At 64.6% G+C, this 13,271-nt stretch carries 12 protein-coding genes; 6 read left to right on the forward strand and 6 right to left on the reverse strand.

Features of this window, described 5'->3' with window-relative positions; genetic code table 11:
* Nucleotides 1-7 precede the first annotated feature (7 nt).
* The 3 genes from infB to DFP89_RS03125 all read left to right on the forward strand — a co-directional run bounded on the left by infB (nucleotide 8) and on the right by DFP89_RS03125 (nucleotide 4,526).
* Nucleotides 8-2,560 (forward strand): translation initiation factor IF-2, encoded by a 2,553-nt coding sequence (gene infB / locus DFP89_RS03115; RefSeq protein WP_114347928.1) that lies wholly within the window; start codon nucleotides 8-10, stop codon nucleotides 2,558-2,560.
* Between the two features lie 134 nt (nucleotides 2,561-2,694).
* Nucleotides 2,695-3,768: a bifunctional transcriptional activator/DNA repair enzyme AdaA gene (locus DFP89_RS03120; protein WP_114347929.1), complete on the forward strand. Its 1,074-nt coding sequence runs from the start codon at nucleotides 2,695-2,697 to the stop codon at nucleotides 3,766-3,768.
* The gene (locus DFP89_RS03125) at nucleotides 3,765-4,526 is read left to right on the forward strand and encodes an isocitrate lyase/PEP mutase family protein (RefSeq protein WP_114347930.1); all 762 of its coding nucleotides are present in this window, start codon (nucleotides 3,765-3,767) and stop codon (nucleotides 4,524-4,526) included. The genes DFP89_RS03120 and DFP89_RS03125 overlap by 4 nt, the downstream gene beginning before the upstream one ends.
* Nucleotides 4,527-4,625: 99 nt before the next feature.
* Here the strand turns inward: DFP89_RS03125 and DFP89_RS20975 are convergent, their stop codons facing one another.
* The 4 genes from DFP89_RS20975 to DFP89_RS03140 form a co-directional block, all read right to left on the reverse strand.
* A complete protein-coding gene (locus tag DFP89_RS20975) occupies nucleotides 4,626-4,757 on the reverse strand; it encodes a hypothetical protein (RefSeq protein WP_281271188.1) in 132 nt (43 codons plus the stop codon).
* Nucleotides 4,758-4,876: 119 nt separating this feature from the next.
* Entirely contained in the window at nucleotides 4,877-5,275 is a 399-nt protein-coding gene (locus DFP89_RS03130; RefSeq protein ID WP_114347931.1) for a (deoxy)nucleoside triphosphate pyrophosphohydrolase, read from the reverse strand.
* Nucleotides 5,272-6,687, reverse strand: a complete 1,416-nt coding sequence (gene argJ / locus DFP89_RS03135; protein WP_114347932.1) for a bifunctional glutamate N-acetyltransferase/amino-acid acetyltransferase ArgJ — start codon at nucleotides 6,685-6,687, stop codon at nucleotides 5,272-5,274. The genes DFP89_RS03130 and argJ overlap by 4 nt, the downstream gene beginning before the upstream one ends.
* Nucleotides 6,688-6,692: 5 nt before the next feature.
* Nucleotides 6,693-7,532, reverse strand: a complete 840-nt coding sequence (locus tag DFP89_RS03140) for a peptidylprolyl isomerase (protein ID WP_114347933.1) — start codon at nucleotides 7,530-7,532, stop codon at nucleotides 6,693-6,695.
* Nucleotides 7,533-7,740: 208 nt separating this feature from the next.
* On the opposite strand from DFP89_RS03140, the gene secA reads away from it, so the two are divergent.
* On the forward strand, nucleotides 7,741-10,446 hold the full coding sequence (gene secA, locus DFP89_RS03145) for a preprotein translocase subunit SecA (RefSeq protein ID WP_114347934.1): 2,706 nt from the start codon (nucleotides 7,741-7,743) through the stop codon (nucleotides 10,444-10,446).
* Nucleotides 10,447-10,607: 161 nt separating this feature from the next.
* Here the strand turns inward: secA and DFP89_RS03150 are convergent, their stop codons facing one another.
* Nucleotides 10,608-11,327 (reverse strand): response regulator, encoded by a 720-nt coding sequence (locus tag DFP89_RS03150; RefSeq protein WP_114347935.1) that lies wholly within the window; start codon nucleotides 11,325-11,327, stop codon nucleotides 10,608-10,610.
* Nucleotides 11,324-11,842: a MarR family winged helix-turn-helix transcriptional regulator gene (locus DFP89_RS03155; protein WP_114347936.1), complete on the reverse strand. Its 519-nt coding sequence runs from the start codon at nucleotides 11,840-11,842 to the stop codon at nucleotides 11,324-11,326. The genes DFP89_RS03150 and DFP89_RS03155 overlap by 4 nt, the downstream gene beginning before the upstream one ends.
* A gap of 150 nt (nucleotides 11,843-11,992) precedes the next feature.
* Here DFP89_RS03155 and DFP89_RS03160 point away from each other — a divergent pair, with 150 nt between their 5' ends.
* Nucleotides 11,993-12,862, forward strand: a complete 870-nt coding sequence (locus tag DFP89_RS03160) for a branched-chain amino acid aminotransferase (protein ID WP_114347937.1) — start codon at nucleotides 11,993-11,995, stop codon at nucleotides 12,860-12,862.
* The gene (locus tag DFP89_RS03165; protein WP_114347938.1) at nucleotides 12,862-13,266 is read left to right on the forward strand and encodes a VOC family protein; all 405 of its coding nucleotides are present in this window, start codon (nucleotides 12,862-12,864) and stop codon (nucleotides 13,264-13,266) included. Before DFP89_RS03160 ends, DFP89_RS03165 begins: the two co-directional genes overlap by 1 nt.
* Nucleotides 13,267-13,271: the final 5 nt, after the last annotated feature.

Below are 13,271 nucleotides of genomic sequence, written 5' to 3' on the forward strand. Positions count from 1 at the left end.
AGATCGGATGAGCGATAACGACGGAAAGAAACCCCTGGGTCTTGGCGGCGGCTCTGGCCGTTCGGGCCAGGTGAAGCAAAGCTTCAGCCACGGCCGGACCCATAACGTGGTCGTCGAGACCAAGCGCAAGCGCGTCGTCGTGCCCGGCAAGGCCGGTGCAGCGGCGGGTGGCGCACGCGCCGGCTCGTCCTCGGTTGTGTCGGGCGACCCGTCCAAGCGCCCCGCCGGCATCTCGGATGCCGAGATGGAGCGGCGTCTGGCCGCGCTGAAGGCCGCCAAGGCCCGCGAGGTCGAGGAAGCCGCAGCGCGCGAGGCCGAGGAAAAGGCCCGCGAGGAAGAACGCGAACGCCGCCGCCTTGAGATCGAGGCGAAGGAGCGCGAGGAACGCGAACGCGAGGAAGCCCTGCGCCTGAAGGCCGAGGAAGACGAGCGCCGCGCCCGCGAGGCCGAGCTGCGTGAAAAGAAAAAGGCCGAGGTCCGCGCCAAGCCCGCGCCCGAGGCACGCCCCGCCTCGCCTGCCGACCGTGCCGCCGCCGAGGCCGCCGCCGCGCGCGCCGAGACCAAGGGCGTCAGCGCCGCGCCGCGCAAAACCGACCGCGACCGCGACACCCGCGGCCCCTCGACCGACGACCGCGACAGCCGCAACAAGAACCGCGACGACAACCGCCGCACCGGCAAGCTGTCCCTGTCGCAGGCACTTGACGGCGAAGGCGGACGCCAGCGCAGCCTTGCCGCGATGAAGCGCAAGCAGGAAAAGGCCCGGCAGAAAGCCATGGGCGGCGCCCAGCGTCCCGAAAAGCAGGTCCGCGAAGTGCAGCTTCCCGAAACCATCATGGTCTCGGAACTGGCGAACCGCATGGCCGAGCGCACCCCCGACGTCATCAAGTCGCTGATGCGCATGGGCATGATGGTGACCGCGAATCAGGGCATCGACGCCGACACCGCCGAACTGGTGATCGACGAATTCGGCCATCGCGCCGTCCGCGTCTCGGATTCCGATGTGGAACAGGTCATCGACCAGGTCGAGGACAAGCCCGAGGATCTGCAGCCGCGTCCGCCGGTCGTGACCATCATGGGCCATGTCGACCACGGCAAGACCTCGCTTCTGGACGCGATCCGCAAGGCGAATGTCGTTGCGGGCGAGGCCGGGGGCATCACCCAGCATATCGGCGCCTATCAGGTGCAGACCGAATCCGGTGCGCTGCTGACCTTCCTCGACACGCCCGGCCACGCCGCGTTCACGTCGATGCGGGCCCGTGGGGCGCAGGTCACCGATATCGTGGTGCTGGTCGTCGCCGCCGATGACGCGGTCATGCCGCAGACCATCGAGGCGATCAACCACGCCAAGGCCGCCAAGGTGCCGATGATCGTGGCGATCAACAAGATCGACAAGCCGGCGGCCAATCCGCAAAAGGTCCGCACGGATCTGTTGCAGCACGAGGTCGTCGTCGAGGCGATGTCGGGCGAGGTGCAGGATGTCGAGATCTCGGCCAAGACCGGCCAGGGTCTGGATCAGCTTCTGGAAGCCATCGCGCTGCAGGCGGAAATCCTTGAACTGAAAGCCAATCCCGACCGTCCCGCCCAGGGCGCGGTGATCGAGGCCCAGCTGGATGTGGGCCGTGGTCCCGTCGCCACCGTTCTGGTCCAGAACGGCACGCTCAAGCGCGGCGACATCTTTGTCGTCGGCGAGCAGTGGGGCAAGGTCCGGGCGCTGATCAACGACCAGGGTGAGCGCGTCGAAGAGGCCGGTCCCTCGGTCCCGGTCGAGGTGTTGGGTCTGAACGGCACGCCCGAGGCCGGTGACGTCCTGAACGTCGTCGAGACCGAGGCGCAGGCCCGCGAGATCGCCGATTACCGCATTCAGGCCGCCAAGGACAAACGCGCCGCCGCCGGCGCCGCGATCACGCTGGACCAGATGCTGGCCAAGGCGAAAGCCGACGAAAGCGTGGTCGAGCTGCCGGTTCTGGTCAAAGCCGACGTGCAGGGCTCGGCCGAGGCCATCGTTCAGGCGCTGGAAAAGATCGGCAACGACGAGGTGCGCGTCCGCGTGCTGCATTACGGCGTCGGCGCCATCACCGAATCGGATATCGGTCTGGCCGAGGCCTCGGGCGCGCCGGTCATCGGCTTCAACGTCCGGGCCAATGCCCCGGCGCGGAACGCCGCCAACCAGAAGGGTGTCGAGATCCGCTATTACTCGATCATCTACGATCTGGTGGATGACATCAAAGCGGCGGCCTCGGGCCTGCTCTCGGCCGAAGTGCGCGAAAACTTCATCGGCTATGCCGAGATCAAGGAAGTCTTCCGTGTCTCGGGCATCGGCAATGTCGCCGGCTGTCTGGTCACCGAGGGCGTGGCCCGTCGCTCCGCCGGCGTCCGCCTGCTGCGCGACAACGTGGTGATCCACGAAGGCACGCTGAAGACCCTCAAGCGCTTCAAGGACGAGGTCAAGGAAGTGCAGTCCGGTCAGGAATGCGGCATGGCCTTTGAAAACTACGACGACATCCGCAAGGGCGACGTCATCGAGATCTTTGAACGCGAGGAAGTGCAGCGCCAGCTGTAAGCCGCGTCAGGATCGGGACAGGGGGCGGGCCGCAAGGTCCGCCCTTTTTCGTTGCGGGGTCCATGGCCAAAATTTACGGAGTAAACGCCCGAAAAACGGCGATGCCCGGGCGCAAATCCGGGTAAAAGACGGTTATGTTGTTCGATCTTCCTGACCATGCCGCGCTTTACGCCGCCTTGCTTGCCCGCGACGCCCGCTATGACGGGCAAGCCTATGTCTGCGTGGCATCGACCGGCATCTTCTGTCGGCTGACCTGTCCCGCCCGCAAGCCAAAGCTGGAAAACTGCGCCTTCTATGCCACCATCGGCGAATGTATCGAGGCGGGATTCCGGGCCTGCAAGCGCTGCCACCCGCTTCGGGCGGCGGCACTGGCGGATCCCGCGATTGCCACATTCCTGAATGCTCTGAACGAACGCCCCGATCTGCGCTGGTCCGAGCAGCATATCGAACAGATGGGCTATGACCCCTCGACCGTCCGGCGCAGTTTCAAGCGCCAGTTCGGCATGACATTTCTGGAAATGGCGCGGCAGCGCCGCATCCGCGAAGGTTTCGCGACGCTGGCCTCGGGCGGAAAGGTCATCACCGCCCAGTATGAGGCAAGTTTCGATTCCGCCAGCGCCTTTCGCGCCGCCTTCGCGCGCCTTCTGGGTTGCGCGCCGGCGGCGCTTGTCGCGGACAGGCCGCTGCGGGCGACGTGGATACCGACACCCTTGGGCGACATGATCGCGATCAGCAGCCGCAGCCACCTGCATTTGCTGGAATTCGTCGATCGCAAGGGCCTGCCCGCCGAGCTGAAGCGGTTGCAGGCCGGATCGCGGGAGGGGCTGGGGATCGGCGCGATGCCCCCCTCGGAACAGGCTGCCTCCGAGCTTGGCGATTATTTCGCCGCCCGCTCGGCCAGGTTCACGACGCCGCTGGCGCTGACCGGCGACGCATTCACACGGCAGGTCTGGCAGGCGCTGCGTGAAATCCCTGTCGGCGAGACCCGCAGCTATGACGACATCGCACGCCGGATCGGCCGCCCCTCGGCCACGCGCGCGGTGGCGCGGGCGAATGGGGCCAACCAGATCGCGCTGATCATCCCGTGCCATCGTGTCATCGGCACGGACGGGTCCTTGATGGATTATGACGGCGGGCTGTGGCGCAAGCAGCGGCTGATCGAGATCGAAAGACAGCTTAGAACGAGTAACCGAGGAGAGACCGCATGACCTTACAGACCAAGGCCCAGACCTTCCAAAGCCTGCATGTGCCGGGCGATCCGCTTGTCCTCTACAATATCTGGGATGCCGGCAGCGCGGTCGCCGTCGCGCGGGCCGGAGCAAAGGCCATCGCGACCGGCAGTTGGTCCGTTGCCGCCGCCCAAGGCTATGCGGATGGCGAGGAAATGCCGCTGGATGACGCGCTGGCCGTCGTTGCGCGCATCCTGGCCCGCACCGACCTGCCGGTCACCATGGATTTCGAGGGGGGATATGCCTCTGGACCGACGGCGGTATCGGTGAATATACGCCGCCTTCTGGCGCTTGGCGTCGTCGGGCTGAACTTCGAGGACCAGGTGGTGAGCGGCCCCGGCCTTTACAGCATCGAGGATCAGGTGGCGCGGCTGCGCGCGGTGCGACTGACTGCCGATGAGCTGGAGCGTCAGGTCTTTATCAATGCCCGGACGGACCTGTTCCTGAAGGCAGGCCCCGAGGTCGATCACGCGTCCCTTGTCGAAGAGGCCATTGCGCGCGCGGCGGCCTATGCGGCGGCGGGGGCGGATGGGTTCTTTGTGCCGGAGCTGAAGGACAGGGCACTGATCCGGCAGATCTGCGACGCGGTCACGCTGCCCGTCAATGTGATGGTGTCGGGCGATCCGGCGCAGGTTCGGGAACTGGCCCAGCTTGGTGTCGCGCGCATCAGCCTTGGCCCTGCCCCATATATTGCCCTCAGCACCACGCTTGAGCAGAACGCGCGCGCCTTTCTCTGAGGATCAAGGCCGCCTCAGTGCCGCAAGGCAGCCGATCCCCCCGAACGTAAACGGGGCCCCCCGAGGGGCCCCGTTGAAACCGTGACAGCCCTGATTTCGTCAGGCAACCGCGACGGGCTTGCCCTCATAGGTCTTGCCGCCCACGCGGACAACGATGTTCCCGTTGGCCTGCTGACGCTCGAACACGCCTTGGACCGAAATGCAGCTGCCGATGGTAATCGTGCGAATCATGTCCAGATCTCCCCTCTTTTCACAATCTCAGATTTGCCGCAAAAATATGAAAAGTTAACTAACTTTGCTCAAAAATCAGCCTAAATGTATAGACGGCCTGACCTGTTGCGCGGTTGACACTATAGCCAGTCGCGCAGGACGGGAATCAGCGGGATATCCGCTGGCGGCATCGGATAGTCGCCAAGATCCGCCGCCCGCACCCATGCCAGCTTCTGCCCTTCATGCGGATGCGGGATGCCCTGCCAGCGGCGACAGGCGAAAAGCGGCATCAGCAGGTGGAAATCATCATAGGCGTGGCTGGCGAATGTCAGGGGCGCGAGGCACGAGGACCAGGTTTCGATCCCCAGCTCTTCGTGCAATTCGCGGATCAGCGCGGTTTCGGGCGATTCGCCCGGCTCGACCTTGCCGCCCGGAAATTCCCACAGGCCCGCGAGGGATTTCCCCTCGGGGCGCTGCGCCAGAAGGACACGGCCGTCCTTGTCGATCAGGGCGACGGCCGCGACAAGCACGATCTTCATGAGCGGTAATCGGCGTTGATGTCGATATAGCGATGGGTCAGATCGCAGGTCCAGACCGTGCGCTTGCCCTTGCCCAGCCCCAGATCGACGCCGATCACCAGCTCGGCGCGTTTCATGTAGGCGCTGGCCTTTTCCTCGTCGTAGCTGGGCGCGCGCCAGCCGTTTTCGGCCAGGACCATGTCGCCGAAACGGATGGTCAGTTTGTCGCGGTCGGCGGCGGCGCCGGATTTGCCGACGGCGGCGACGACGCGGCCCCAATTGGCGTCCTCGCCGGCGATGGCGGTCTTGACCAGCGGCGAATTGGCGATGGCCATGGCGACCTTGTGCGCGTCAGCGGTGTCGGCTGCACCCGTCACCTGCACCTCGACGAACTTGGTCGCACCCTCGCCGTCACGGACCACCTGCTGGGCCAGATCGCGCATGACCTGCGTCAGCGCCTTGCCAAAGGCCCGCGCCGGGACCGAGCGCAGATCGGTGATCGGCGCGGCCTTGGACTTGCCCGTCGCCGCAAGGATCAGCGCATCCGAGGTCGAGGTGTCGCTGTCCACGGTGATGGCGTTGAAGGTCTCATCGACCCGCGCCGACAGCATGCGCTGCAGCATGGCGGGCGCGATCTGCGCGTCGGTGAAGATATAGACCAGCATCGTCGCCATATCCGGCGCGATCATGCCCGAGCCCTTGGCGATGCCGACGATATTGATGGTGCCGCCTTCGCCCTGAAAACTGGCGGCAGAACCCTTGGCAAAGGTATCGGTGGTCATGATCGCCCGCGCCGCGCCCGGCGCACCGGCCGGGTCCAGCTTGGCCGCCAGATCGCCGATGATCGCGGTGATCCGCTGCGCGGGCAGCGGCTCTCCGATCACGCCGGTCGAGGACGAAAACACCCGCTCGCGCGGCAGACCAAGCGCCTTGGCGACGCCGCCGGTGACGCTGTCCACCGCCTCTTGCCCGCCCTTGCCGGTAAAGGCATTGGCATTGCCGGAATTCACGATGATCGCCGCACCCGCCGCCGCATCGGGCTTGCCGGCCAGCTTGGCCTGACAGTCCAGCACGCAGGCCGCCCGCGTGGACGAACGCGTGAAGGCCCCCGCGATCGCGGTCCCGGGCGCCAGCCGCACCAGCATCACGTCGGTGCGGCCCTGATACTTGATCCCCGCCGCGCCCGAGGCGAATTCGGCGCCTTCGATTACCGGCAGGTCGGGAAAGCGCGCCGGCGCCAGCGGCGAGACCAGCTTGTTCGGCTTGGCCGCCCTGATCGCGGCAACCGCGGACTCGGCCGCAGATCCGGCGCGGGTCTCAAGCCCGGCGGCCGCCTGCTTGACCGTGGCTTTCAGCTTTTTCAGCTTTTTCTTCAGCACCTTCAGCTTTTCAGCATCGGAAGGCTTGGCTTTCTTGTCGTCGGACTTTGCCATCTTGCTTACTCTCCCAGCAGCTCGGTCTTATTCAGCAGATCGGGGCTAAGCCCTTCGGTCTTTTCGACCTTCGAGGCGGCCACGCGCTTCTCGATCTCGGCCTGGACCTTGTCGCGGCGGACCTGCACGGCCAGCTCGGCCTTGATCTCGTCGAAATTCGGCGGCGTCATCTCGCGCGAGTCGATCAGCTTGATGACATGCCAGCCGAACTGCGTCTCGACCGGGGCGGAAACCTTGCCCTTTTCCAAAGCCTTCACCGCATCGGCAAAGGGGGCGACCATCTGCTCGGCCTGGAACCAGCCAAGATCGCCCTTGTTCGGGCCGGAATTGTCGGTGGATTTCTCGGCCGCAAGCTGGCCGAAATCGGCGCCCTCGGCCAGTTGCTTGGCGATGGCGTCGGCTTCGTCCTTGGTTTTCACCAGAATATGCGCGGCATTATATTCAATGACCGGAGTTGCGCTGCCAAAGGCCTGATCATAGGCGGCGCGCAGATCGGCCTCGCTCGGTTCGGTCGCGGCGACCTTTTCCAGCACCGATCCCGCCAGATACGAACGGCGCTCGATCTCCAGCGCGGCGGCGTCGCGCTGGCTCAGCTCTTTGCCGGCGCCCTGGGCCACGGCGGTCTGGCGGATCATCTGGTCCAGCATCAGGTCCCACAGCGCGGTGTCGGGCAGGTTCTGGGTCGCATCCGCCCCCAAGCCTTGGCGCATGACGATCATCTGGCCCAGCGTGATCGTCTCGCCATTGACGGTGGCCACGACCGTGTCCGCGTCCTGCGCCATGGCCGGAAGCGCGACAAGATGACCGGCAAACAGGGCCGAGGCGGCAAGAAGCGGTTTCAGCATGGTTTTCCCTTTCATGGGACGGTGCGTCCACGCAGAGGTGAACGCCCGCAAGCGTTGACAGTACGGCATGCGGGGCATACATCCGGCGCAACCGATAATGCGCGCCCGTCGCCGTTTTTCCGGCCCAACTGATAGGGCATGGCGAATGGTGGCGGCAAGTGGGCGGAACGTCCCGCGCACCCCCAGATACGCGATTTTGAAGGCAGATATGCTCGGCATCGGAACTTTGGCACGAAAGGTCTTTGGAACTCCCAACGACCGCAAGGTAAAATCGGTCCGCCCGCTGGTGGCCCAGGTCAATGCGCTGGAGGAGAAATTCCGCGCCCTGTCCGACGCGGATCTGATCGGCAAGACCCGCGAATTGCAGGGCCGCGCCCAGTCGGGCGAGGATCTGGACACGCTTCTGCCCGAAGCCTTCGCCAACTGCCGCGAAGGTGCCCGCCGCGCCCTTGGCCTGCGCGCCTTTGACACGCAGCTGATGGGCGGCATCTTCCTGCATCAGGGCAATATCGCCGAGATGAAGACCGGCGAGGGCAAGACGCTGGTCGCGACCTTCCCGGCCTATCTGAATGCGCTGGCCGGCAAGGGCGTCCATATCGTCACCGTGAACGACTATCTGGCCAAGCGCGACGCGCATTGGATGGGCAAGGTCTTTGCGCAACTGGGCATGACCACGGGCGTCGTCTATCCGTTCCAGGAGGACGCGGAAAAGCGCGCCGCCTATCAGGCCGACGTGACCTATGCGACAAACAACGAGCTGGGCTTCGACTATCTGCGCGACAACATGAAGGGCTCGATCGAGCAGATGACCCAGCGCGGTCATTTCTTCGCCATCGTCGACGAGGTGGACAGCATCCTGATCGACGAGGCGCGCACGCCGCTGATCATCTCGGGGCCAAGCCAGGACCGCAGCGAGCTTTACCGCACGCTGGACGGCTTCATGCCCGAACTGACGCCCGCGCATTACAAGCTGGACGAAAAGGCCCGCAACGCCACCTTTACCGAGGAAGGCAACGAATATCTTGAAAAGCGCCTGCAGGCGGCGGGCGTCCTGCCCGAGGGCCAGACGCTTTACGACCCCGAATCCACCACCATCGTCCATCACGCCAATCAGGCGATGCGCGCCCACAAGCTGTTCAACCGCGATCAGCAATATATCGTGCGCGACGGCGAGGTGGTGCTGATCGACGAATTCACCGGCCGGATGATGAAGGGCCGCCGCCTCTCCGACGGGTTGCATCAGGCCATCGAGGCGAAAGAGGGCGTCGATATCCAGCCCGAGAACGTGACGCTGGCCTCGGTTACCTTCCAGAATTATTTCCGCCTTTACGGCAAGCTGTCGGGCATGACCGGCACCGCCGCCACCGAGGCCGACGAATTCGCCGAGATCTACAAGCTCGGCGTGGTCGAGGTGCCGACGAACCGTCCCGTCCAGCGCATCGACGAGCATGACCGCGTCTATCGCACCGCGGCCGAGAAATACACCGCCGTGGTCGAGGCGATCCGCGAGGCCAATGCCAAGGGCCAGCCGATGCTGGTCGGCACCACCTCGATCGAGAAATCCGAGATGCTGTCGCAGATGCTGACCCAGGCCGGCATACCCCATAACGTCCTGAACGCCCGACAGCACGAGGCCGAGGCCCAGATCGTGGCCGATGCCGGCAAGCTGGGCGCGGTGACCATCGCCACCAACATGGCCGGTCGCGGCACCGACATCCAGCTGGGCGGCAATGTCGAGATGAAGGTGATGGAGGCACTTGCCGCCGATCCCGACGCCCATCCCGACGAGCTGCGCGCCCGGATCGAGGCCAGCCATACCGACGAAAAGCAGGCGGTTCTGGATGCGGGCGGTCTGTTCGTTCTGGCCACCGAACGCCACGAATCGCGGCGCATCGACAACCAGCTGCGCGGCCGCTCGGGCCGTCAGGGCGACCCCGGGCGCTCGCTCTTCTTCCTGTCGCTGGAAGACGACCTGATGCGCATCTTCGGATCGGAGCGTCTGGACAAGGTGCTGTCGACGCTGGGCATGAAGGATGGCGAGGCCATCGTTCACCCCTGGGTCAACAAGTCCTTGGAACGTGCCCAGGCCAAGGTCGAGGGGCGCAACTTCGACATCCGCAAGCAATTGCTGAAATTCGACGATGTGATGAACGACCAGCGCAAGGCGATCTTCAGCCAGCGTCTGGAAATCATGCATACCGAAGAGGTCGAGGAAATCGCCGCCGATATGCGCGAGCAGGTCATCGACGATCTGGTCGACACTCATATGCCGCCCCGCGCCTATGCCGAGCAGTGGAACACCAAGGGCCTGCATGACGCGGTGATCGAGCGGCTGAACATGGACCTGCCCATCGCCGAATGGGCGGCCGAGGACGGCGTCGATCAGGACGTGGTGCGCGAGCGCATCCAGCAGGCGACCGAGGCCTATATGGCGCAAAAGACCGAGCAGTTCGGTCCCGAGAACATGCGCCAGATCGAAAAGCAGGTCCTGCTGCAGCAGATCGACAGCAAATGGCGCGAACATCTGGTGACGCTCGAGCATCTGCGTTCGGTCGTGGGCTTTCGCGGCTATGCGCAGCGCGACCCGCTGTCGGAATACAAGACCGAAGCCTTCCAGCTCTTCGAGACCATGCTGGACGGGCTGCGTTTCGACGTGACCCAGCAACTGGGGCGCATCCGTCCGCTGACCGATGCCGAGCGCGAACAGATGCTGCGCGAATACCAGCAGCAGCAGGCCGCGACCGAGGCGCAGATGCATCCCGAACACGAAGAGGCCGAGGGCGGCGAGGTCTCGGGCCGCGTCGCGGGCTTTGACGAGACCGACCCCACCACCTGGGGCAATCCCTCGCGCAACGACCCCTGCCCCTGCGGCTCGGGCAAGAAGTTCAAGCATTGCCACGGCGCATTGACCTGAGATGACATGAGGGGGCCTTCGGGCCCCTTTCTCATGCCTTGGGATTGCGGCAGCGCCGCCATGGATATTTGAGTGAAGAAGAAAGAACAGGGGCCTTCTTCTTCATTCAAATATCCATTCGCCAAGCGGGCGGCTGGGTGGAATGCGGCAGATTTCGCGGATCAGTCGGGGACGAGCATATAGCCGGTGCCACGCACGGTCTGCAGATAGCGCGGCTCTTTCGGATCGCGCTCGATCTTGCGGCGCAGCCGGGTGATCTGCACGTCGATGGCGCGTTCCGAGTTCTCGCCGATCTCGTCGCCGGGGTTGCGGCCCAGATCCTCGATCAACTCGATGCGGCTGACCGGCTGGCGCGGCGTGTCGGCCAGACGCTTGAGCAGAGCCTGTTCGGTCCCGGTCAGGCGCAGGGGAATCTCGCCCTGCCACAGCTCACCTTTGTCGGCGTCATAACGCAGATGGCCCAGCGACAGGAATTTCGGCCCCCTGGCCTCGGCTGCCGGGACGCGGCGCAGGATCGCGGCGATGCGCAAAAGCAGCTCGCGCGGCTCGAAGGGTTTGGGCAGGTAGTCATCGGCGCCGCTTTCCAGACCCTCGATCCGGTCGCCGGTTTCGCCCTTGGCGGTCAAGAGCAGGATCGGTGTCACCATGCGCTTGCGCAGATCGCGGGTCAGGGAAAAACCGTCCTCACCCGGCATCATCACGTCCAGAACGATCAGGTCGAAATCCAGCCCCCCCAGCAGCCGCCGGGCATGGGCGGCGTCACGCGCGGCGGTGACCAGAAAACCGTTGCGCATCAGGAACCGGCGCAAGAGCGTCCGGATGCGCTCGTCATCGTCGACGACCAGAATATGGGCCGCGGGTTGCGGGTCGGGCTGGGTCATGGCGTTTCGGTCAGGTCCTTCAGCGCGCGGTACTGGCGCAATGTGTCGCGATCCATCATCGCCTCAAGCACCTGGCGGAACCCCGCCACCGCCTGCGGCCCGGCGGCACGATAGGCGGCGCGCATGCGGGCGCGCTGGGTCTCTGACAGCCGGCGCTCCAGCGCCGCGCCCTTGTCGGTCAGGTAAAGCTGACGCTCGCGCCGGTCGCGGCGGCCGATGCGGCTTTCGATCAGCCCGTCCTCGATCAGCGTGCGCAGCACCCGGTTCAGCGACTGCTTGGTCACCCCCAGCACATCCAGAAGCGCCGTCACCGTCAGTCCCGGCTCGCGATGGACGAAATGGATCGCCCGGTGATGGGCGCGGCCATAGTCCATATCGGCCAGAATCAGGTCCGGATCGGCCGTGAAAGCGCGATAGGCAAAAAACATCGCCTCGATCCCGCGGCGAAGCTGATCATCGGTCAAAAACAGCAGGTTCTCGCCCCCTGCCGCGACAACGCCTACCTTTTGTTGCATGCCATCCCCTTGTTGCATGGCTATTATTACGTCAGGCTTGTTGACTTTCCAACCATGAATGGATAGCCGTGACCCCAAGTTGCGCAACTTTCTTTGCCAGACATGGCCAGACAGCGCAACATTCCGAAACACTACCGGCCGGAGGGAAAGATGGCAGGCGCATATGACGATCGTGACGGCAAGATCTGGATGGATGGCAAGCTTGTGGACTGGCGCGAGGCGAATGTTCACATCCTGACCCACGCCCTGCATTACGCAAGTTCGGTCTTCGAGGGCGAGCGCTGCTATAGCGGCAAGATCTTCAAGGGCCATGAACATTCGCTGCGTCTGATCGAATCGGCGCGGCTGCTGGACATGACCTCGCCCTATACCGCCGAGGAAATCGACCGCGCCAAGGAAGAGGTGCTGAACGCCAATGGCTTCAAGGACGCCTATGTCCGCGCGGTGATGTGGCGCGGCTCGGGCGACGACATGGGCGTCTCGGCGCGCCGGAACCCGGTGCGCATGGCGGTCGCCGCCTGGGAATGGGGCAGCTATTACGGCGACGCCAAATGGCAGGGCGCGAAACTGGACATCGCCAAGTGGAAGCGCCCCAGCCCGGAAACCATCCCCACCGCCGCCAAGGCCGCCGGTCTTTACATGATCTGCACCATGTCCAAGCACGCCGCCGAGGCCAAGGGCTGTTCGGACGCGCTGTTCATGGACTGGGAGGGCTACGTCGCCGAGGCCACGGGCGCCAACATCTTCTTCGTCAAGGATGGCGAGGTGCATACGCCGCTGGCCGACCGTTTCCTGAACGGCATCACCCGCCAGACCGTCATCCAGATGCTGAAGGACAATGGCGTCGCCGTACACGAACGCCGCATCAAGCCCGAAGAGCTGGACGATTTCCAGGAATGCTGGCTGACCGGCACCGCCGCCGAGGTTACCCCGGTCGGGCAGATCGGTGACTGGCATTTCCAGGTCGGTCCGGTGACCCGCAAGGTGGCCGAGGATTACGAGCAGCTGGTCCGCGCCTAGTGAGCCATCGCCTTGCCCATATCGCGCTGGTCGTGCGCGATTACAACGAGGCGATCCGCTTTTACGTCGATATTATGGGCTTCCGGCTGCTGGAGGATATCCATCAGCCGGAACAGGACAAACGCTGGGTTCTGGTTCAGCCTTCGGGCGGCGGCGCCTCGATCCTGCTGGCCCGGGCATCGAATGACATTCAGCGCGCGGCCATCGGTAACCAGACCGGAGGCCGCGTTTTTCTGTTTCTGGAAACGGATGATCTTGATGCTGACCTGACGCGGCTGCGCAGTCATGACGTCAGGATCATACGCGAACCCGTCAGTGCCGATTACGGCACTGTCGCGGTTTTCAAGGATATTTACGGCAACCTGTGGGATCTGATTCAGCGTCCCGAACCGAACATAAGCTGAATAGC

It is taken from the genome of Paracoccus lutimaris, assembly GCF_003337565.1.
GTDB classification, from domain to species: domain Bacteria; phylum Pseudomonadota; class Alphaproteobacteria; order Rhodobacterales; family Rhodobacteraceae; genus Paracoccus; species Paracoccus lutimaris.

Bases quoted from the DNA above. Each gene is read 5' to 3' on its own strand.
- secA (WP_114347934.1), top strand. From the start codon at position 7,741: ATGCTCGGCATCGGAACTTTGGCACGAAAGGTCTTTGGAACTCCCAAC.
- DFP89_RS03155 (WP_114347936.1), bottom strand. From the start codon at position 11,842: ATGCAACAAAAGGTAGGCGTTGTCGCGGCAGGGGGCGAGAACCTGCTG.
- DFP89_RS03130 (WP_114347931.1), bottom strand. From the start codon at position 5,275: ATGAAGATCGTGCTTGTCGCGGCCGTCGCCCTGATCGACAAGGACGGC.
- argJ (WP_114347932.1), bottom strand. From the start codon at position 6,687: ATGGCAAAGTCCGACGACAAGAAAGCCAAGCCTTCCGATGCTGAAAAG.
- DFP89_RS03140 (WP_114347933.1), bottom strand. From the start codon at position 7,532: ATGCTGAAACCGCTTCTTGCCGCCTCGGCCCTGTTTGCCGGTCATCTT.
- DFP89_RS03120 (WP_114347929.1), top strand. From the start codon at position 2,695: ATGTTGTTCGATCTTCCTGACCATGCCGCGCTTTACGCCGCCTTGCTT.
- DFP89_RS20975 (WP_281271188.1), bottom strand. From the start codon at position 4,757: ATGATTCGCACGATTACCATCGGCAGCTGCATTTCGGTCCAAGGCGTG.
- infB (WP_114347928.1), top strand. From the start codon at position 8: ATGAGCGATAACGACGGAAAGAAACCCCTGGGTCTTGGCGGCGGCTCT.
- DFP89_RS03125 (WP_114347930.1), top strand. From the start codon at position 3,765: ATGACCTTACAGACCAAGGCCCAGACCTTCCAAAGCCTGCATGTGCCG.
- DFP89_RS03150 (WP_114347935.1), bottom strand. From the start codon at position 11,327: ATGACCCAGCCCGACCCGCAACCCGCGGCCCATATTCTGGTCGTCGAC.
- DFP89_RS03160 (WP_114347937.1), top strand. From the start codon at position 11,993: ATGGCAGGCGCATATGACGATCGTGACGGCAAGATCTGGATGGATGGC.